This is a genomic window from Chondromyces crocatus (assembly GCF_001189295.1).
In the GTDB taxonomy this organism is placed as follows: Bacteria; Myxococcota_A; Polyangia; order Polyangiales; family Polyangiaceae; genus Chondromyces; species Chondromyces crocatus.
Window position 1 is genome coordinate 2,855,054 of record NZ_CP012159.1, and the last position, 18,927, is coordinate 2,873,980.

The window sequence follows — 18,927 nt, forward strand, 5'->3', positions numbered from 1 at the left end:
CCGCGATGGGATCATCGGTAGCAATGCTCCGGGCCTGACTCTGGAGGATGGATGCGGACTTGCTCGTCACCCCTCGTTCGGCTCACCGCCGCGCTCGCTCTCCTGACCTCGCTCGGAGGGTGCCTCGCCACCCAGAGCGGGGTGGCTCTGCCGGAGATCAGCAAGGCCCGTGAGGCCCTGCGCGAGGCAGAGGAGGCGGGGGCCGCCGATGAGCCTTCGGCGCAGATCTATGTGGCCCTCGCGCAGGAGCACCTCCAGCGCGCCTCGGGTCGGCTGGCCCAGGGGGATCGGGATGGCGCGGTAGGGTTGGCCCGGCGGGCGGAGGCGGATGCGGAGGTCGCGCTGCTCACGGTGCGTGACGCCAGCCTGCGCGACGCCGTGCAGCGGACGGTGGGCGATACGAGCTTGCTGTCCGATCAGGCGGCGAAGATCGATCTCGCCGCGCGGAAGGGAGCTGAGCGATGAGGTGGACGCTGCTTCTCTGTGCTGTCGCGCCGGTGGTCGTGGGCTGCGCAGGTCGGCTCGAGGCGGTCGGTAGCGACGGGACGTCGGTGGAACGCGCACGCGCGCTCATGGAGCAGGCCTGGACCGAGCCGATGGCCATGGAGGCCTCTGCCGCGCTGGAAGAGGCGAACCGCGCTCTCGAACATGCGGAGCGGGAGACCCGCACCCGGCCCGGAAGCCGAGCGGCCGCCGACGCCATCTACCTCGCCGAGAGGATGGCAGAGCGTGCGCGGCTCGAGGCCCGGTGCGCGGCGGCGAGGGAGGCGCTCGACGCGGCACGGCTCCGGTATGCGCAGGCGACTCGGTCCCTGGAAGAGGCGCGCTCCAGGTTGCCGCGGGGAAACGACATGGCCCTCCCCAAGGTCAGAGCAAATACGCCCTGGCCGATGAACGCCCACGAGCGGGAGATGTACACGGACGTCTCGGAAGAGCCCTGAACTTCATGGGCGGAGATTTTGCCCGCTTTTCGTGTTTCGATCCGAGATGCTCCTGGACGACTTGACGTGACGTCCTCCAAGGACGAGGTGAGCGTGATGGCAGAAGCGACACAGCAGGTGATCTTGGTACCGGTGGACTTCGAGTCTGCCTCGTTGAAGGCGATCGAGAAGGCCAAGGAGCTCGCGGCAAGGACGGGCGCCGAGGTGGTGCTGATGCATGTCTACCAGCTCCCGGTGTATACCTACCCGGGCCTGGAGCCGACGCTGATGCCAGGGTTCCACACGGAGGTGTCGGTCGCGGCGGCGCGCGCGCTGGAGCAGCTCGCAGCGCAGTCGGGGGGGCTTCGCAGCGTCCTCCGCGAGGGGGATCCGGCGAGCGAGATCCTGGCGACGGCCGAGGAGGTCAAGCCGACGCTCATCGTGATGGGGACCCACGGGCGAAAAGGCATGGCGCACATGTTCCTCGGCAGTGTGGCCGAGAAGGTGATCCGCAAGGCCGATGCGCCCGTGCTCACGGTGCGCACGCCCGAGTCCAACCCCTGAGAGATTCCCCCACGGGGCGTGGCTCTGCGAAGGGCCTCGCCCATGGCAGTTCCGCATGGCCGAGATCACCCCGCGCGATCTGCTGCTCCTGCCCAACCTGATCAGCTACACCCGGCTGCCGCTCGGGATCCTGTTTCCCTTCGTCGCGGATCGACCCCTTCCGGCGCTGGCCGTGCTGGCCGCTGCCGGGTTCTCGGACATGCTCGATGGCTGGGTCGCGCGGAGTTCTCGGCACGCGACCGCGACGGGGGCCGTGATCGATCCGCTCTGTGACAAGGCCTTCGCGCTGGCCGTGATGCTGACGCTGGTGGTGCAGGGTCGGATCCCGGGGTGGGGGGTCGTGGCGCTGCTCACGCGGGAGATCTTGCAGCTGCCGCTGGTGCTCTGGATCGGGCTCTCGCCTCGGTTCCGGGGAGCGAGGCTCTCGGTCGCCCGGGCGAACATCCCCGGGAAGGCGGCCACGGTGGTGCAGTTCGCAGCGGTGCTGGCCGCTCTCATCTGGCCGGCGGCGCTGTCGGCCACGCTGTGGGCGGCGGGAGTCGCCGGCGTGGTGTCGGGGCTGTCGTACTGGAATCGGCAGATCCGCCACATGCAGGGACAGCGGGAAGCCTGAACGACCCCTCGCCCGAAGCCTGGGTGATCCCTCATGCGAGGAGGACACGGAGCAGGGCGAACGGGTGTAAGGTGACGCCGGCAGGAACAGTTCTGGGGAGCGTTCCGACGCCGAGGGTGCATGCAGAACCTTGTCTTTCCCTGGGCCATGTTCATGGGTGTGGCCGCGCTCGGGTGCGGAGGTGGCGGATACGACGCGACCTCTCGGCCGCCGATGCTCGTTCGAGGGCCGTCGCTCGTCGCGGAGAGCGCTCCCGCCATGGCCGACGGCCTGGAGGAGGTCGGCGCCGTGCCGGCCATGGATGACGAGCGTGCGGAGACCTGGAGCGCATCGCGCGCGCTGGCGAAGGAGGCGCCGCCGCCTCCGGCAGGATCGGCGGCTGGCTCGTCAGGAGGGGGCGGAGCGGCGACGGGCGCGAAGGTCTCTCAGGCGGTGGAAGCACGGGCACCGCTGCTCGTGTACACCGCGCGGATGTTGATGGCCGCGTTCGACATGGCGGCCTCGCTGAACCGGGTCGAGGCGATGGCTGTCGAGCTGGGGGGCTTCATGTCGAAGCGCACCGACTTGGAGATCACCGTCCGCGTCCCTGCCGCGGCCTTCGACACGGCCGTCCGTCGGCTGGAGGCGATGGGCGACGTGCTGAAGCGGGACGTGAAGGTGGAGGATGTGACCGAGGAGTTCCTCGATCTGGAGGTGCGTCTCCGCAACGCGCGGGCGGTCCGGGATCGGGTGGAGAAGCTGCTCGACAAGGCGTCGAACGTCGAGGAGTCGCTGCTGCTGGAGAAGGAACTCGGTCGCGTGTCGGGTGACATCGAGCGGCTGGAGGGACGGCTGAAGGTCATGCGCGACAAGGCGTCGTTTTCCACGATCACCGTGCTCTTTCAGTCGCGACCCAAAGAGACCATCGATCCGGGGGGAGCCCGCCTTCCCATCCCCTGGCTGCACGCGCTGGGTCTCTCGAGGCTGCTCAACCTGTAGGCGAGGCACTGGAACATGCTTTCTGTGAAGATGATGGGCTGGCTTGCCGTGGTCGCCGGGGTCGTGACGGGCTGTGGCGCTCCGTTCGTTGCAGCGACGCCGACGGGATTCGTCGAGCTGGAGGACCGCTACGGCAGCAACGAGCATCGCGCGACCACCGCCGAGGGGGTGGTGCTCGGCGTCCGGGCGCAGGACAACGAGCCCCGAGGTGACCTCGCCTTCTGGTCGAAGGTGCTCGAGAACCGGATGCGGGAGACTGGCGGCTACGCTCTGCTGGGGAAGTCGGACGTGAAGTGCCAGAGCGGGTTGCCAGGGGTGCAGTTTCGGTTCGGGCACGATGAGGGGAAGACGCCGCACCTCTATTACCTGACGGTGTTCGTCGACAAAAAGCACGTCTACCTGCTGGAAGCGGGCGGGCCGAAGGCCGAGGTGGAGCGGCTGCAGGCGCGCATCGACTGGTCGGTGCAGAACTTTCTCCCCAAATGACGCCAGGGCACGGCGCGGCTTGCCCGCGCTTGCCCCCTTTGCTACCTGGCTTGCGTGCTGTTTCGCGTGCTGTTTCGCGTGCTGTGCTCGCCCTGGTTTGCCTCGGTCGCGCTGGGCGCGACCCTGATCTTCGTCCCCGCGGAAGGGCAAGCCCACGGAGGGGACGAGCGCCCATTGACGCACGTTCCACCGGCCCCGCGGGGGTCGGACGGAGCGAAGGCGGAGCAGGTGCTCCAGGAGATCGGCCGCCAGCCCGCAGAGGTGCAGCGCATGGTGGCAGAGCCTGTCGAGCAGGCGCGGCGTGCACTCGTTCGGGCGCAGGGGACACTGGACGCGCACGATCCGGCGCATGCGCACAAGCTGTACGGGGTGTCGCTGGAGTGGGCCGAGACGGCGCGGGCCCTGCTGCGTGCCGCGGACACGGAGAAGAAGACTCAGGAGACGGCGAAGAAGGCGCGCGAGGTTGCGGCGCAGCTGGAGCGCGCGCGGACGCTCCTCGCCGAGACGCAGGCGCGTCTGGCGCGTGCGGAGGCTGAACTTTCGCGGGTGGAGGCGGAAGGCCGAGAGGCGGCCCGAGCCGCCGCTGCCGCGGAGGAGGCCCGGGTCGCGGGGGGTCGAAAGGGGGCGACGCCTCCGAGCGCGGGCGGTGGGGGCAAAGGCAGCTCGACGAGCAAGGGAGGCGGTCAGGTCTCCGGCAGCTCCGCGACGAAGAAGGGCGGAAAATGAAGAGCCAGGTTGCCCACGCGGTGGTCGTGGCGATGCTGATGGCGGCCTGCGCGCCCATCCCTCCCCCGTCGGTACTCGGAGAGGTCGATGCGGTGCGACAGGGCGCCGCGGCGCAGGACGCGAAGAAGTATGCGCCGGGAGCCTTCGCGCACGCGGAGAAGCTCCGCGAGGAGGCTCGGGTTGCGTTCGAGCAGGGCGATCGCGCCGGGGCCCAGATGCTGGGGGAGCGGGCGCTTGCCGCGTTCTCGCACGCCCACGTTCTTTCCCGGGTGGCTCACGCCGAGGAGGCAGGCGCCGAAGCGAGCAAGCTGCTGGAAGCCGCGGGCAAGGAGCTTTCGCAGATCGAGGCCGAGCAGGCGCGCGTGGCCGCGGAGCTCGACGCGATCGACATGAAGCACAAGGTGGCGCGCGAGGCGCAGCCGATCGCTCCGTCTGGCAAGGCGGATCCCGAGCGAGAGAAGGCGCGTCTGGCTGCGGCGCGGGCGCTGGTGTTGCAGGCGCGGACGCTCTGCGCGGCGGCTCGGCTCCTGGGAGATGGCGAGGCCGGGGGAGCGACGGCGCCTGCTGCCGACGTGCAGGCCACAGGGACGGCGGGCGCGACACCTTCTCTCGCGGCGCGGCTGGACGAGGCGAGCGCCGGCGTCGACAAGCTCGACGCCGCGCTCTCGGGCTCTCCCGCGGTCGTTCCCATCGACGAGGCGTCACGGGTGCGGGCGCGGTGTCTGGACGTGCTCACCGCGCGGCGGCGGGCGGCCACGCCGGTCACGAAGGCGCCGGGACGCGGGGATGAGCTGCTGTCGGCCATCGCGGCTGCGGGAGGCTGGGCACCGTCACGCGACGATCGAGGGGTCGTCGTCACCCTGCGGGGGCTCTTCGGCAACGGAGGCACGCTCACCCCTGCTGGCGAAAAGCAATTGCAGGAGCTGGCGCGGTTTGCGGTGGCCTACCCCGACTTCCCCATTGCAGCGGTGCTGCACGCGGACAAGGAGCCGACTTCGCAGGAGCAGGCGGCCTGGAAGTCCCGCGCCGAGAAGGTCGTCACCGTGCTCCGCGCGGCCCGCGTCCAGCGGGTCGAGACGGTGCTCGCAGGGGCGCGCTCCCCGCTCGCCGATCCGCGAGGACCAGCGCGTGGGCGGAACGCGCGGCTGGAGTTCGTGTTCGTCAGCCCGCAAATTCTCTGACGCCCGATGCCGACGATGACAGGAACCTCCACCGCTCTCCGAGCGTCTCAGGACACCATGAAGTCGACCCATCACCTGCTTTCGTCGTGCCGAGCTGGGAGACGCGGCGCCTCCTGGAGCGCCATGAGTGTGCTGCTGCTCGCAGCCTCCCTGTGTGTGTCGTTCACCCTCGGCTGCAAGGATCAGGGGAAGGCGTCGCAGAAATACGCCGCTGACCTGGCGGCGAAGCTCGCGCCCGTCCTCAAGACGGACGTAGAGCAGGTGCGGCGTGGCCTGCCGAATGGCGCCAAGAAGGTGGGCGAGATGGTCGACACGGACCCCGGGGCCGATCTCGTCGCGCTGCGCAAGGCCCTCGAGGTAGGGCGCGCGTCGGACAAGGACCTGCTGGTCTCCAAGGTGACCTTTTTCTCGTTCGCCGATCCGACGGGCGTCGTCCTGCGCAGCGAGGGAGACCCGGACATGCTGGCCAACCGATCGGTGCTGGCCACCTTCCCGGACCTGAAGAAGGCCTCCGATCCCACGAGCGGTACCGTCGAGGTGTTCGGCCACATGCAAGAGATGCGCGGTGTGCGCAACGGCCAGGACGAGCAGTGGGTGCTCGCCCATCCGATCAAAGCACCCGACAACCAGGTGAAGGGGATGCTGGTGACCGGGTGGTCCCTGCGCGCCTACTCCTACCGCTTGCAGACCGCAGCCAAGCAAGAGATGACCGAGGTGGCGAAGCGCGACTCGTTGAAGATGACGCCGCTCCTGTACACCTTCGTCTTCAAGGGCTCCAAGGCGTACGCAGAGGCGGTGACCCCGGATGTCAACGTCGAGGCGATCGAGAAGCTGGATCCGGTGGCCAAGACCGAGGCGGGGCCGTGGAGTGGTTCGGTGGAACTCACGGGCCGGATCTACGGGGTGGCCATCGAGCGTGTGCCCGAACTGGCACCGGATGCGGGCGTGGCCGTGCTGGTGTCGCCGATCTGAGCGCGCGTTTCGGTGGGTGACGCTCAGCCTTCTGCCGATGAGCGCAGCGCGCGGCATCGTCGCCGCCGTCGTCGTGGGATCGGGCTTGTCGTCGCGGCGGTGTCGCTGCTGGTCGTGCTGGATCAGCTGGGCGCGCGGCGGCTGTCGGGTGCAGACTTTCCTCCGCGAGATCCGCTGTCGCCCGTGATGCGGGAGCAAGTCGAGCAGCTCGCGTCGCCTGCGTGGAAAGGGCGGAAGCCCGGGACACGAGAAAACGAAGAGGCCGCGCGCTACCTCGGCCAGCAGCTCGAAGCGTCAGGGGTGGAGCCGTTGCCCTCCGTGGGGAGCTACTTCATGCCCATCCCAGGCCTCCGCGGCGGTGGGCGGGTCGGCGACAACGTCGTGGGGTGGATCCCCGGGACAGACCCCGAAGCCCGTGAAGCGCTACTCGTCGGGGCGCACTTCGATCACCTCGGCGAGACGGAGGACGGCCTGGTGCTCGGCGCCGACGACAACGCGGCAGCGATCGCGGTGTTGCTCGCGGCAGCGCCTCTGGTGCGTGCGAAGCAGCTCGAGCGCCCCGTCTTTTTCACGTTCTTCAACACCGAGGAGGCTCCCTACTTCGGGCTCCCCACCCAGGGGTCGGTTCGTTTCGCCACCGCGCCACCGCGTGAGCTGGGCGCAGTGTCCGCCATCCGGCTGGCGGTCGTCCTCGATCTGGTCGGTGGCGTGGTGTGGCGCGCTTCGGCCGACACCCTGTTTGCCTGCGGGGCCGAGAAGACTTCAGGGCTCGGGGCGATGGTGGATTCGGTGCAGGAGCAGGGCCTGGCGGTGCGGCGCATGGGGATCCACCTGGTGGAGAACCTGCCCGGGTACCGGCCTCAGCCCGTCTCGGACTACGATGTATTTCGCGACAAAGAGGTCCCCTTCCTCTTTCTGTCCAGTGGCCGCACGCCGCGTTACCATAAGCCCTCCGATCTGCCGGACACGCTTCACTACGACCGCATGGCGCGCTCCGCCCGCTGGATCGCGGCGCTGCTTGCAGCGGTGGACGGCGCGGAGGCGCCGCTTCGATTCGATCCTGCTGGCGAGGACCTGCCTGCTGATGCCGACACCATGCGCTGGGCCATGACTGCCGCCGCGACGCCCTGGCGATCCATCCCCGGGACAGGGCCGCTCTCCGCTGTGCGGTTGCTGGGGGATCGGGCGCGTGTGGAGGCGCTGTCGGCCCCAGGACACGCCTACACCCCGGAAGATGTCCTCGCGCTGGAGCGAGCCAGCTTCCGGCTACAGTGTCTGCTCTACAGCTTCCCCGTATGTTTCACCTTCTGAACGACCCGCGCCCCTGTGTCTCTCCGTTCCGTGAGGACCTGGAGCCGTGCTAACCTGGCTCGCGCGCTGGCATCGTCGCCGGTCGCTACCGACCATGCCTGCCTCGATCGATCAGCTTTTGAAGGTTTGCCGTGAGGTTCTCGCACCACTGGTGAAAGCCGATGGGGGCGAGCTGTACGTCGTGGCCGTGGAGCCCGACCACCTGACCCTCCACCTGGCGGGTTCCTACTCGGGTTGTCCCGGCGTCACGCTCACGACCCGTGGCGTGATCGAGCCTGCGGTGCTGGCGGTCGCCCCATCGGCCAAGGTCGTGGTGACCAGCGGCGCCAGGGTGCCCGAGGGAGCTTCGCTGGTCTCCTGAGCCACGGCGCGGCGCTCGCGCCACCGCGCGGCGTGCTGCATGCGAAACAGGCCTGGGGAGACTCGGGGCCTCTCGGGTTTTGCAGCCCGGAGGCCCTGGCGAGCCGAAGGCTACTTCTTTTTTTCGTCCTGCTTGGGATCCGGCGGAGCGCCGTCTTTGCGGACGGCGGCGGCGACGGCAGGATCGATCCCATTGTCGTCAGCCGGCTTGTTCGGGCGCAGGGCGTCGAGGTTTCCGAGGGTCACGTTGTCCTCGAGGATGATCGCGAGCGCCGTGTCGTGCCGCTGGACCGCTCGGAGGTGCGTCGAAGCATCCTTCCAGTCGACCTCGGTGGAGTAGCGGCCGTTGTCGAAGTCCGCCGGCAGCACCCGACCTGCGATGCCAAAGGTGTTTGCGAGCTTCGATACCGCCTCGGCGTAGTCCTTGCCCGCCTTGCTCCCCTCACCCAGGGTGCGCTCGTCGATGATCTTCCAGAGCCGATCCTGGATGAAGAAGAAGTGGGTCTTCGCCTTCCCTCGCTCGTAGGTGAGCATCGCCTCCTTGTTGTTGTAGGTGTACTCGCCCTTGAGCGGCGTCGAGTCGATGCCGGTGGGTGTCGCGCCGAAGTCGACCCGGCTCTGCTTGAACTCGATCTTCTCCTGCTGAACCTGCTGCTCGAGCTTGGTCAGGTTCGGTCCCCCCGGCGTCTTGCGAAAGTCCTCCGCGTGGGACTCGTCGATCACCTTGTCGATGACGCTGGCGACCTGAGCCGGCGTCATGCCCCAGCTCAGCGTCTTCGCCTTCTTGTCCTGAGCGCGGGGGATGAGAGCGATGCTCAACTTCGTCGTCGGAGGCGTGGCTGCGATGGCAGGAGCGGCTGGCGCCTTGCTGCTCTTCTTGCCCTGGGCCTCGACGATCGTGGTGCTCGTGACTGCCCCCAGTCCCAATCCGAGAGCCAGCGCTGCTCCGAGGAGCCTCTTCGCTTTCATCTACTTCCTCCGGCCCCTGAGGGCCTTTCAAGCTCTGAACTCAATCCTCTGGCCGCGGCAAACGGCTCCATGAAGGTATCATCGCGCGCCCCGCCCTGACAAACCATGGGCAACGTGCTACCGACCCCCCGCTGGACCTCATGCGACGCGCGCTCCTGCTCTCCGGTGTCCTCGCCGTTGCCGTCGCCATGATGGGTGGCGCCGGCTGTGGCGCCACCAGGGAGCCGGCGACACAGCGCGATGAAGGCAGGGCCTCCCTGGCCGTCTATGACAGCCGAGCCAGGGAGGTCTTCGATGACAACATCGAGCCCGCAGCCGTGGGGCTCACGCTCGAGAACCCCTCACCCCGAGGGGACAAGCTGCTCCGGGAGCGCGCGTTGACGGCCGATGTCGTGGCGCGGGTACGGATCAACACCGTCACCGTCGACTCCGTGGGAGATGAGAGCACCTACCACCTGGCGATACAGATCGGCTATCCTCCCCTCGCCTCCCCCAGGGTGGCGGATCGAGCGTTCGAGCTAACCATCCGACCCACGAGCCCCGCTTACGGCATCGCCAGAGCCTTCGATGCGCGGCTCCAGGGTCTCACCTTCATCGGGTTCATTCGTTATTTCTCCGAGGAGACGGGAGAGCCAGTGATTCACTGGCATCTGTCACCCGACACAGCCGAAGTCGCCGCCGTCGTGCGGGAGGCTGTCGCGCTGGGGGAGTTTTCTGCACCGTGAGCAACGTCAGCATCAAGACGGTCAAAGAGGTGGATGGGCTCCGCGTCGCGGGCCAGATGGCGGCGGAGACGCTCCTCGCTGTGGGCGACATGCTCCGCCCTGGCATCACCACCGAGGACATCAACCAGTTCGTCCATCAGGACACGCTGCGGCGAGGCGGCGTCCCGGCGCCGCTCAACTATCACGGCTTCCCCAAGAGCGTCTGCACCTCGATCAACGAGGTGGTGTGCCATGGCATCCCGGGCGAGCAGGTGCTGGAGCCGGGCGACATCATCAACGTCGACGTCACCACCATCTTCAACGGGTTCTACGGCGACACGTCGGCGACCTTCTACATCGGCGAGCCGTCGCCCGAGGCCAAGCATGTGACCGAGGTGTCCCGGCGCAGCCTCGCGCTCGGGATCGCTCAGGTGCGGGACGGCGCGCGGCTCGGTGACATCGGGGCGGCCATCCAGGAGTTCGCGGAGGGGCAGGGGTGCTCGGTGGTACGAGCCTTCGTCGGGCACGGGATTGGCCGGCGGTTCCACGAGCCGCCGCAGGTGTCGCATGTGGGAACCCGGAACTCGGGCCTGCGCCTCCGTGCAGGGATGGTCTTCACCATCGAGCCGATGATCAACATCGGGACCCACGAGGTCGAGGTGCTCGAGGACAAATGGACGGCCGTGACCGCCGACGGCTCCCTGTCGGCGCAGTTCGAGCATACCCTCGTCGTCACCAAGTCGGGGTGCGAGGTGTTGACGCGTCGCTCCCGATCGCTCGAAAGAAGTGAGATCTTCCCCGATCCGTTCGAGCTACAGGCGGCTCTGGCCATCTGAGGCATTTCATGGACGGGCGGTGCCCTCTCGCAGGGGACCGCGCCGACCTCTCCGTCCGACCGCGACGCGCGGTGCGTCACCTGCTTACATCCCCTCGACCGCAGGCGCACGCGAGGGTAAAGCGGGCGCATGGCTCTGGATGACGCCGAGCGCAGCCGGATCGCGCCCTATGTATCGAGCTTGACCGATGACGTGTTCGCTCTTTCGGGATTGCCGGAAGAGGTCATCGCCGTGCTGTTCGCATACTACTCGCGCAGTCGTGAGGATCTTCGGACCAACCTGGCCAAGCTCCTGGGCGACCAGGATCTCGACGTGGTCGATGCGCCACGTCACGCGTTCGGGCTCGCCTCCGAGAAGGCGCGGGCGTTTCACGAGAAGTGGGTGGTCGGGTACGGCCACGCATCCGTCGCCGAGCACGCGGTGGTGCATCTGGCGATCGAGAACGTGAGCATCATCGCGTCGAAGGCGATCGAGGATCTCCGCCTCGCTTCGTATACCGAGAAGAGCACGCGCTACGTGGTGTTCGACCAGTCGTCCTTCGTGGACCTGCCCGAGCTCCCCGAGGCTGCGCGCGAGCGCTACCAGGCGGCCTGCCGTCGCCTCTTCAGTACGTACATGACCCTCATGCCGAAGGTCTCGGAGGCGCTCCAGCGGCGCTTCCCGAAGGCAGAGGGATCGTCGGAGGGCGCTTACGCGGCCGCGATTCGCTCCCAGGCCTGCGATCTCCTCCGAGGCCTTCTGCCAGCGGGGACACGCACGAACCTCGGGCTCACGGCGAACGCGCGGACCCTGGAGATGCTCATCAGCAAGTTGCTCTCCAGCCCGCTGGCAGAGGTCCGTCGGATCGGTGGAGAGATGCGCACCGCCGCGCTCACGGTGGCCCCCACGCTCGTGAAGTATGCGGCCTCGAGTGAGCAGCGACAGGCCCTGCCCGATACCGTGGCCGGCGCGCTTCGTCGCGTCTACACGCCACCCGAGGAGGGACTCAGCGCCACCATGGTGGTCAGTCAGCCGGTGCGGCTCGTGCGCCACGACAAGGATGCGCTGGAGCGCATCGCGCTCGCCCTAGTGTACGAGTCGAGCCAGCCAGGGTTGCACGCCTTCGGGGTCATGGAGGCGCTCCGGAACTCGTCGCAGGCCGAGCTTGCGTCCCTCGTTGCCTCCTCGTGCGCGCGGCGTGGGCCGTACGAGGCCCCGCCGCGTGGCTTCGAGGCGTCGACGATGACGTTCGAGCTGATGCTGGACTTCGGAGCGTGGCGCGATCTACAGCGTCACCGGATGCTCACCCCGGCGGTGCAGCGTCTGAGCTGCCGCCTGGGCTTCGAGACTCCTCTGGAACTCGGCGAGCTGGGGTGCGGAGAGCCGTTCCACATCGCCTTGCTGACGGCGCAGGATGCATGGGAGGAGCTGGAGAAGACGCATCCTCTCGAGGCTCAATACGCGGTGCCTCTGGGCTACCGGATCCGAGCACTCTGGACGCTGAACCTCCGGGAGCTGTTTCACATCATCGAGCTGCGCTCCGCGAAGCAGGGTCACACGAGCTACCGGCGCATCGCCCAGGGGTTGTACCGGACGGCGGTCTCGGTCCACCCGTGGCTCAAGGATCTCATTCGCGTCGACCTGAACGACTACGCGCTGGCGCGTAGCTGACCGTCGTGCCAGCGAGGGGACGCGCGAGAAGAGGCTAGCCGCGGCGCTCGACCAGATCTGGGCCCCACGCCTCCTCCAGAGCGGGGCGTGACCAGCGCGCGCCGCTCTCGGGGACGTCGTCTCGAGGAGCGTCCGATCGATCTGCCGCCATCGGCGCCTCTCTCCTCCTGGATGCCTCCGACGGGGGAAGAGGCGACCGCACATCGGGGAAGGGAGACTGTGCCTCCGCGCTTCGTGGGACGTCGACGTGCCGGGAACAGGTGGCTCGCAGGGGAAGGGGTTCGCTCGTGTCCAGGCGCAGCAAGTGGGCCGAGCCGTCCTTGAGGGAGACGAGCAGATGACCCGCTGCAGTCCCATGAGGGACTGGAGAGGTCACGGACCTGGTGACCTCGATCCGTGCGATCTCGGCGCTTCCGAGCGAGATGGCTGCACAGGGTTGGAGGCGGTGTGCGGCGGTGTCTGTTCTGCGGCAGGCCTTGAGCGCGTTCGCGTCCCATAGCGTCACCAGACCGCTCGCGCTTCCCAGGAGTACGTGTCGCCTGCCCTCGAGATCGGCGGTCGCTGCGCACACGGTCTGGGTGCCGAAGGAGGGCAGGCGCAGGAGCCGACCCGCCTCCGCATCGTAAAGGGCCGTGGTCTCCGGGCTTGTGACCAGCAGGGCAGAGGAGAGCCGTCGATCGAGTGCCGCGACGGCGAGGCGGCTCCCGTCCATGTCCATCGCGCCCAGCCGCTCGATGGTTCCGCGGCCTCGCAGGGCACGGCTCGGGAGCTTCACCAGCTCACCACCTGCCGTGAGACCGAGCAACCCGCCCGCCACGGGGAGGAGGGCCCGGATGAAGCTACGCGCAGGCACCAGGAGACGTCGGATCCAGGTACCGCTCCGCGCGAACCGCACGACGAACACGGAGCGACGTCGCGTCGCCGCGACGATGCCGCGCGCGGCGCGCACTCCCCAGGCGGCGATGGCCGTGATCTCGTCGAGGGCGCTGCCGTGCTCGTGCTGACCCCCCGGTTCTTCGGGGCGGAGTGCGCGTGCCGCTCCGGCGCGCGTCCACCATCCCTCCAGGTGGACGCGCCAGACCTCCTCGGTACACCCGGAGACGTCCGCCATGCAGTGGAGTACGCCATGTCCCGTACCCATCAGCAGAAACGAGCCGCCGCCCGGGTATTCGGGGTGGATGTGACCGATCGCGCTGACCCCACCGGAGAGCCGCGCCTCGGTGACCTGCGTCGAGAGAGACTCCCCGGGCCGGAGGCGAGAGACGCCGCCCTCTGGTTGCGCGAGATAGAAGGCGCCGCACGCATCACAGGCGCAGATCACGCGCGGGGAGACGCCGAGAAGTTCGTTTCCCGTGGGGGAGAGGCGTGGCGCTCCCGGCGTGGTGCGTGCAGGGGAAGGCGAGGGAGGGCGAGCGGGGAGGGCGAGTGACCAGTCGCGGTGGATGGCTGCGGTCCCGCGTCGGGCTGCCATCCACCGCCGGGCCGCTTCGCTGACACGTTCACCTCTGCGTCCGATCAGCCGCTCGAGCGTCTGTGCGAAGCCCCCGTCGAGCGCCGCCCGTGCCTCGACCTGCTCCCCTCCGCGACCACGGCGCAGATAAGCGTCGAGGGACGCCCACGTCAGCCTCACGGCCGAGCGCGTCTTGCGCTGCCCCTTCCCGCGGCGAGGCCGAAGTCCCGCTCGCGCCAGCCAGGCGGCAGGGTCTCTGGCGTCGATGGGCTGGACCTCCAGCGCCTCCACGGCGTCGCCATGGTGCCGCTCCGAGAGCGCGTCGTCGAAGCGCCATACGGCATGCGAGAGTGCGCTCCAGGCTGGCAGGTCCACCGGCTCGAACGTCCGCGCAAGGCATACCCAGCGGACGGCGACCCGCACCGACTCGAGGAAATCTCGCAAACGCAGCGGTGAGCGTTGATCGCACCGCATCGCGTCCAGCTCCCCGGCGACGGCGCGGGCGGCGAGGGCTCCGACGAGCAGCGCGAGGTGCTCGCGCGCGATCACGCGCCGGTAGTGGCGGACGAAGGCCGGAATGCGCTCTCCACATCGCAGCCGCTCACCCAGGAGGAGCATGAGCCTGGCCGCCAGCGTCACGTCGAACCGACCGACCCGGCGAAGCCTCTTCCGCAGCGCGTGACAGCGCGCGACGAGCTCGATGGCGCGGCCGCTGGGCGTCTGAGCGCCTTGGCGCGATATCATGGCCGATGTCCTCCCATGCGGCGTCCCTGGAGTTCAATCACGGCGCATAGAGCACGGCGAGGAAGGCCTCCAGACGCTCTTCCAGCTCGGGTGAATGAGGCGGACCCTTGGTGATGGCATCGAGCTGATCGTCGGGCAGAGGAGGACGCTCCCGGTATCGCTCCGCCGCCTGAGCGACCCGCTTGAACACGGCCCGGACCTGCGCCGGAGCCGCGTGGCGCTCGAGCAGCTCCGCCCAGGCATGCAGTGTCGCGGGGGACGAACGGGAGCAGGCCATCTTCAGCACCCTGGTCCAGGAGAGCTCCGATGGGTCGCGAGGGATCGGCGCGAACTGCAGACCGAGCGCCTCTGCCTGCCCTTTGAGGTCGTCTGGACCGAAGGGGTGCCAGCCAGCCCGATCGAGCGCCTCGGCGAAGTCACGCCACGCCCGCCGCATCGCCCGGAGCGCGCGCCGCGAGGCGAGCCGGGCGTTGTCCGCATGGGCGAGCTGGCGCTCGAAGGTCTCGTTGGCCGCGTCGCTGATCCAGGCGTCGATGAACCGCCTGGCCACCTCGACGTGCTCCGGGTCCACGCCGATGCCCAGCTCGGAGGCGCGGCGCAGGAGCCCTTCCGGATCGCGGCGGGACGGCTGGATGCCCAGCTTTTTCCGGGCGCGACCGAGGCTTTTCTCGATCGTGTTCTGCTTGGCCTTGAACACGTACATCTGGAGCACGGGAAGCTTCCTCATCTCCTCCGCGGAGAGGGCTCGCATCAACAGGATTGTGCCGCTGAGGACCCTCAACGACTCGAGCTCCCGGTCCATCGGTCGCTTCAACGTTTGCTGGCTGCCACGCGCGCGTTGCCCCGCTGCCGGAGGGTGAACCTCACGGGCAGTCCCCATGCCCCCGAAGGAGCTGGACGACGGCGGAGGCGGGATCGTGCTCATTGCGCTTCTCGAGGAAAAGTCCCCAAGGCGCCTACAATGCGTTGAGAGATCTGGAAACAGACATCCGGTCTGGCCTGATGTCAGATCCCAATTCCACCACCCCGCGGCTGTGGCCTGACGCTGCGCATCGAGCGCGTTACTCCTGGCCAAACTGCCTGATTTCAGGGCTTCATGCGCTCCGGGACCGAACTTTGGGGCGCTGGCACGTTGACGCGTCGGACTCCCAGATGACGCCCCGAGACAACAGTTTTCCGCAGAGAGCCGAGGAAGACGCGCAGCCCTGGCCACCAGGAGAGCCCCGTCGTCCTGGAGAGTGAGACTGCCCTTCAGACCGGTGACGTGAAGGAGCGCCAGCGCGCTCCCCTGACGAGCGCTAGAGCGCTCCCCCTGCAGCTTCGATCAGCTCCGTCGCAGCCTTCAGCGCCGAGGGCGTCACCTTGGCGCCGGAGAGCATCCGCGCCACCTCGGCGGCCCTCTCCTTCTTGCCCACCCGGACCACCGTGCTCCGGGTGACCCCGCCGGCGTCGCTCTTGGACACCACGAAGTGCGCGCCTGCGAACGCAGCGATTGGCGCCAGATGGGTGATGCACAGCACCTGATGATGACGGGCCACGTCGGCGATCGCCCTCCCGATCTTGTCGGCCACGGCGCCGCCGACCCCGCTGTCGACTTCGTCGAACACGTAGAGCCCGGCTGGGCCGCACTCGGCGAGCACGCGCTTCAAGGCGAGGAGCGCGCGGGAGAGCTCGCCACCCGACGCGATCCGGCGCAGGGGACGCGGCTCGATCCCCTTGTTGGGGGAGATCAGGAACTCCACCCGGTCGATGCCCTCCTGGCTGAGGCGCGCTCCATCGATCGCGAGCTCTGCGCGCTCTCCAGCGAGAGGAGCCACATCGACCACGACGCGCGCCCCTCCCATCCCCAGCTCCGAGAGTTCCGTGGAGATGGCCGCGCCGAGCTTCTCACCCGCCTTGCGTCGTTTCACGGAAAGCTTGCGCGCGCGCTCGCCAGCGACGGCGAGCAGCTCGGCCCGACGCCGCTCCAGGTCCGCGACCCGGCTCTCCACCCCCGAGAGGCGCGAGAGTTCGTCCGCAATGCGCGCACGCGCAGCGAGCACGTCGTCCAGCGTCGGCCCGTGCTGCCGCAGCAGGCCCTCCAGCCGGTACAGCCGGTCCTCCACTTCGGCGAGCCGCGACGGATCCGCCTCTGCACGCTCGGCGTAGCGACCGATTTCGCGGGCGGCATCGCGAAGCTCGTCCCAGCAGGCATCGAGGGCACGTGCGACGGGCGTGAGGGCTGCGTCCAGATCGGCGGCCCCACGCAGCTCCGAAGCGAGGCGCGCCAGCTCATCGCAGAGCGCATCCTCGCCCTGGTCGAGACGCGCCGCGGCCCGCTGGGTGATCTCGTGCAACCGCCCAGCGTGGCGGAGGCGGCTCCGCTCGGCCGCGAGCTCCGCCAGCTCTCCCGAGCGGGGCGCGAGTGCGTCGATGGCCTGGAGCTGGAAGCTGAGGAACGCCTCACGCTCCCCGCGCCCTCGCTCGAGCTGCCTGGAAGCATGGAGTTCTGCGGTGATCTCCTGGAGCCGCTGCACGTCGGCCGCGAGCTCACTGCGCGCCGGCAGCAATCGCGCGAAGCGATCCAGGTATCCCAGGTGCGTCGACGGATCCGTCAGCGCCACGCTCTCGTGCTGCGAGGCGATGTCGGCGAGATCAGGGGCGAGGGCGGCGAGCTCCGTCGCCGTGCAGAGGCGACCGTTGAGGTAGGCACGCGAGCGACCACTCGCCTGCACGACGCGGCGGATCACCAGCTCGCCACTCGCGGTGGAGACGCCCGCGGCCTCGAGGGCTGCCGTGATGCGCTCGGCGCCACCAACGTCGAAGAGCGCCTCGACCTCTGCCTCGTCGGCGCCTGGTCGGACCTGCTCGGCGCTGGCGCGACCACCGAGCACGAGCGACAAGGCGCCCACCACGATCGACTTGCCGGCACCAGTCTCACCGGTGAGGACGTTGAACCCAGGCTCGAGCCGGAGCTCGAGCGCATCCATCAAGATCAGATTCTTTACGCGGAGCGCAACCAGCACGGGGCCGCGAGCATAGGCAGCTTCTGTGCGTCCTGTCAGCGGATGTTGACCTGCTTGGACACGGCGACCGGGCCGCCGCTGAAGGGAGGGACCCGCGCGCCCCGGAACACCGTGGCGATGCAGCCACCGGTGGGGGTCCCGACGAAGGGACCGCTCTCCACCCTGGCCGAGGTCACCCGTCCGGACGGCGCGAAGGTCACGGACACCTTGGCGCCACCGGCGTCACCCTGCTTGCAGCTCATCGCTGCGCTCGCCGCGGCGCCGTTGAGCGCGGCGATGGCCGCGGATCGGTTGAAGTCACCTGCTCCTGCGGGAGCCGCTTCCGGAGCCGCTGTGGGCGTCGCTGCTGCCTTCGTCGTCTTGGCGGCGGGCTGCGCCACGGCAGCGCGATCACGGGCAGCGGTCTCACGGCGTGGCTCCGTCGGACTCGAGCTGGATGCGCCGACCAGGGCCTGGGCCGACGCCGCCGATGCCGCGACCGACGCCATCGCGGCGGCGTCTGGGGAAAGTTCCTGCGCCGTCGGGCTGCCAGGGAGAGGGGAGCTGGGAGGAGCTTCAGGCGCCCCGGTCGTGGTCGCCCCGAGCATTGCAAGATGGCCGTCTTCTTTGCCGGGTTGAGTATCCCCGCCCCCCGAGGCCAGCATGAAGGCCGCTACCATCCCGGCGACGGCGAGCGCAGCCAGCGCGCCCAGGAGCAGACCCCGACGCTGCGGCCGATGCGCGAGCGGGGGGGTCGACGCCGTGCCCGGTGCGAACATGAGCGGCGTCGGACCCAGGGCTGGAGCTGGACCTGCAGTCGGCGGAGGGGGCGGGATGGCGGGCGGTGCCCCTGCGGGGTGAACTGGCGGGGGTGCCAGGGCTTGAGGCGGCATCGGCGTGACGAGCGCAGAGCTCGAGCTGAACAGCCCGCCGCTCAGGTTGAGGAGTACATCCTCGTCCGCTCGCATCGGCCGGCGACGCGTGGGCTCCGAGCGCGGAGCGCCCGAAAGGCGGCGCAGATCCGACAGCCCCGACTCGACACCCCGATCGAAGTCGACCGAGATCTCCTCTTCGCCTCCCGCCAGTCGAGGCGGTGGAACCGAATCGACGCGGAAGATCGAGCGATCGACGAGCCCTTCGGTGTCACGCGTCGGGCGCGCACCGTCTGCGGCAGCCGGCGCGGAGGAGGTCGTGCGCGGCTCACCCGACGTCGACGGAAAGGGCTGACGGGGTTTGGGAGGCGGTGGTGGAAACGGGGGCGCAGACGACGAGGACACGATCTTCTCTCCGGGCGGCGCGGCGCGGCCCTCGATGTTTCCGGGATCCAGAGGAGGGGGCTCGATGCCTGGAGAGAGGATCATCTCCAGGTCCCGCAGCGAGATCACTTCCGCAGATTCGGGCGGCGGAGGCTCCGCGGCATCGAGCAGCGTGACGGACTCCGACAGTGCAGCTGATACCACAAGCGGCGCTCGACGCGCC

The 18,927-nt window shown here is 69.0% G+C and carries 19 protein-coding genes; 14 read left to right on the forward strand and 5 right to left on the reverse strand.

The window, feature by feature from the left end; translation table 11 throughout:
• The first annotated feature begins 51 nt into the window (after nt 1–51).
• The 11 genes from CMC5_RS10635 to CMC5_RS10685 all read left to right on the forward strand — a co-directional run bounded on the left by CMC5_RS10635 (nt 52) and on the right by CMC5_RS10685 (nt 8,112).
• The gene (locus tag CMC5_RS10635; RefSeq protein ID WP_050430295.1) at nt 52–465 is read left to right on the forward strand and encodes a DUF4398 domain-containing protein; all 414 of its coding nucleotides are present in this window, start codon (nt 52–54) and stop codon (nt 463–465) included.
• Nucleotides 462–941 carry a DUF4398 domain-containing protein gene (locus CMC5_RS10640; protein ID WP_050430296.1) on the forward strand — a complete coding sequence of 160 codons (480 nt, stop codon included), beginning with the start codon at nt 462–464 and terminating at the stop codon, nt 939–941. The genes CMC5_RS10635 and CMC5_RS10640 overlap by 4 nt, the downstream gene beginning before the upstream one ends.
• A 66-nt stretch (nt 942–1,007) precedes the next feature.
• Entirely contained in the window at nt 1,008–1,484 is a 477-nt protein-coding gene (locus tag CMC5_RS10645; RefSeq protein WP_245678391.1) for a universal stress protein, read from the forward strand.
• 55 nt (nt 1,485–1,539) lie between these two features.
• Complete coding sequence (locus CMC5_RS10650; RefSeq protein WP_050430297.1) at nt 1,540–2,097, forward strand: CDP-alcohol phosphatidyltransferase family protein; 558 nt, start codon at nt 1,540–1,542, stop codon at nt 2,095–2,097.
• Nucleotides 2,098–2,217: 120 nt separating this feature from the next.
• Nucleotides 2,218–3,075 carry a DUF4349 domain-containing protein gene (locus CMC5_RS10655; protein ID WP_050430298.1) on the forward strand — a complete coding sequence of 286 codons (858 nt, stop codon included), beginning with the start codon at nt 2,218–2,220 and terminating at the stop codon, nt 3,073–3,075.
• Between the two features lie 15 nt (nt 3,076–3,090).
• Nucleotides 3,091–3,561 (forward strand): hypothetical protein, encoded by a 471-nt coding sequence (locus CMC5_RS10660; protein ID WP_050430299.1) that lies wholly within the window; start codon nt 3,091–3,093, stop codon nt 3,559–3,561.
• Nucleotides 3,562–3,615: 54 nt separating this feature from the next.
• Entirely contained in the window at nt 3,616–4,287 is a 672-nt protein-coding gene (locus CMC5_RS10665; protein ID WP_050430300.1) for a hypothetical protein, read from the forward strand.
• Nucleotides 4,284–5,468, forward strand: a complete 1,185-nt coding sequence (locus CMC5_RS10670) for an OmpA family protein (protein ID WP_050430301.1) — start codon at nt 4,284–4,286, stop codon at nt 5,466–5,468. The genes CMC5_RS10665 and CMC5_RS10670 overlap by 4 nt, the downstream gene beginning before the upstream one ends.
• A 123-nt stretch (nt 5,469–5,591) precedes the next feature.
• Nucleotides 5,592–6,440: a hypothetical protein gene (locus CMC5_RS10675; protein ID WP_050430302.1), complete on the forward strand. Its 849-nt coding sequence runs from the start codon at nt 5,592–5,594 to the stop codon at nt 6,438–6,440.
• A 12-nt stretch (nt 6,441–6,452) separates the two neighbouring features.
• Entirely contained in the window at nt 6,453–7,751 is a 1,299-nt protein-coding gene (locus CMC5_RS10680) for a M28 family peptidase (RefSeq protein WP_156338434.1), read from the forward strand.
• A gap of 151 nt (nt 7,752–7,902) precedes the next feature.
• The gene (locus tag CMC5_RS10685; protein WP_245678392.1) at nt 7,903–8,112 is read left to right on the forward strand and encodes a NifU family protein; all 210 of its coding nucleotides are present in this window, start codon (nt 7,903–7,905) and stop codon (nt 8,110–8,112) included.
• Between the two features lie 110 nt (nt 8,113–8,222).
• Here the strand turns inward: CMC5_RS10685 and CMC5_RS10690 are convergent, their stop codons facing one another.
• Complete coding sequence (locus CMC5_RS10690; RefSeq protein WP_050430305.1) at nt 8,223–9,080, reverse strand: hypothetical protein; 858 nt, start codon at nt 9,078–9,080, stop codon at nt 8,223–8,225.
• Between the two features lie 140 nt (nt 9,081–9,220).
• Between CMC5_RS10690 and CMC5_RS10695 the strand changes: the two genes are divergently transcribed.
• From CMC5_RS10695 to CMC5_RS10705, 3 genes are all read left to right on the forward strand, one after another.
• Nucleotides 9,221–9,805, forward strand: coding sequence for a hypothetical protein (locus CMC5_RS10695; protein ID WP_050430306.1), 585 nt, complete (start codon nt 9,221–9,223; stop codon nt 9,803–9,805).
• Nucleotides 9,802–10,620, forward strand: coding sequence for a type I methionyl aminopeptidase (map, locus tag CMC5_RS10700; protein WP_050430307.1), 819 nt, complete (start codon nt 9,802–9,804; stop codon nt 10,618–10,620). The genes CMC5_RS10695 and map overlap by 4 nt, the downstream gene beginning before the upstream one ends.
• A gap of 129 nt (nt 10,621–10,749) precedes the next feature.
• Entirely contained in the window at nt 10,750–12,270 is a 1,521-nt protein-coding gene (locus CMC5_RS10705) for an FAD-dependent thymidylate synthase (protein ID WP_050430308.1), read from the forward strand.
• Nucleotides 12,271–12,304: 34 nt separating this feature from the next.
• Here CMC5_RS10705 and CMC5_RS10710 read toward each other — a convergent pair whose 3' ends face one another.
• The 4 genes from CMC5_RS10710 to CMC5_RS10725 all read right to left on the reverse strand — a co-directional run bounded on the left by CMC5_RS10710 (nt 12,305) and on the right by CMC5_RS10725 (nt 18,908).
• Nucleotides 12,305–14,464, reverse strand: a complete 2,160-nt coding sequence (locus CMC5_RS10710) for a hypothetical protein (protein ID WP_050430309.1) — start codon at nt 14,462–14,464, stop codon at nt 12,305–12,307.
• Between the two features lie 37 nt (nt 14,465–14,501).
• A complete protein-coding gene (locus tag CMC5_RS10715; protein WP_156338435.1) occupies nt 14,502–15,176 on the reverse strand; it encodes a hypothetical protein in 675 nt (224 codons plus the stop codon).
• Nucleotides 15,177–15,762: 586 nt separating this feature from the next.
• Nucleotides 15,763–17,469 (reverse strand): DNA repair protein RecN, encoded by a 1,707-nt coding sequence (gene recN / locus CMC5_RS10720; protein ID WP_050430311.1) that lies wholly within the window; start codon nt 17,467–17,469, stop codon nt 15,763–15,765.
• A gap of 35 nt (nt 17,470–17,504) precedes the next feature.
• Nucleotides 17,505–18,908, reverse strand: a complete 1,404-nt coding sequence (locus CMC5_RS10725; protein WP_050430312.1) for a hypothetical protein — start codon at nt 18,906–18,908, stop codon at nt 17,505–17,507.
• Nucleotides 18,909–18,927 lie beyond the last annotated feature (19 nt).

Bases quoted from the DNA above. Each gene is read 5' to 3' on its own strand.
- CMC5_RS10695 (WP_050430306.1), top strand. From the start codon at position 9,221: ATGCGACGCGCGCTCCTGCTCTCCGGTGTCCTCGCCGTTGCCGTCGCC.
- CMC5_RS10655 (WP_050430298.1), top strand. From the start codon at position 2,218: ATGCAGAACCTTGTCTTTCCCTGGGCCATGTTCATGGGTGTGGCCGCG.
- CMC5_RS10705 (WP_050430308.1), top strand. From the start codon at position 10,750: ATGGCTCTGGATGACGCCGAGCGCAGCCGGATCGCGCCCTATGTATCG.
- CMC5_RS10675 (WP_050430302.1), top strand. From the start codon at position 5,592: ATGAGTGTGCTGCTGCTCGCAGCCTCCCTGTGTGTGTCGTTCACCCTC.
- CMC5_RS10670 (WP_050430301.1), top strand. From the start codon at position 4,284: ATGAAGAGCCAGGTTGCCCACGCGGTGGTCGTGGCGATGCTGATGGCG.
- CMC5_RS10640 (WP_050430296.1), top strand. From the start codon at position 462: ATGAGGTGGACGCTGCTTCTCTGTGCTGTCGCGCCGGTGGTCGTGGGC.
- CMC5_RS10660 (WP_050430299.1), top strand. From the start codon at position 3,091: ATGCTTTCTGTGAAGATGATGGGCTGGCTTGCCGTGGTCGCCGGGGTC.
- CMC5_RS10690 (WP_050430305.1), bottom strand. From the start codon at position 9,080: ATGAAAGCGAAGAGGCTCCTCGGAGCAGCGCTGGCTCTCGGATTGGGA.
- CMC5_RS10650 (WP_050430297.1), top strand. From the start codon at position 1,540: ATGGCCGAGATCACCCCGCGCGATCTGCTGCTCCTGCCCAACCTGATC.
- CMC5_RS10710 (WP_050430309.1), bottom strand. From the start codon at position 14,464: ATGATATCGCGCCAAGGCGCTCAGACGCCCAGCGGCCGCGCCATCGAG.
- CMC5_RS10635 (WP_050430295.1), top strand. From the start codon at position 52: ATGCGGACTTGCTCGTCACCCCTCGTTCGGCTCACCGCCGCGCTCGCT.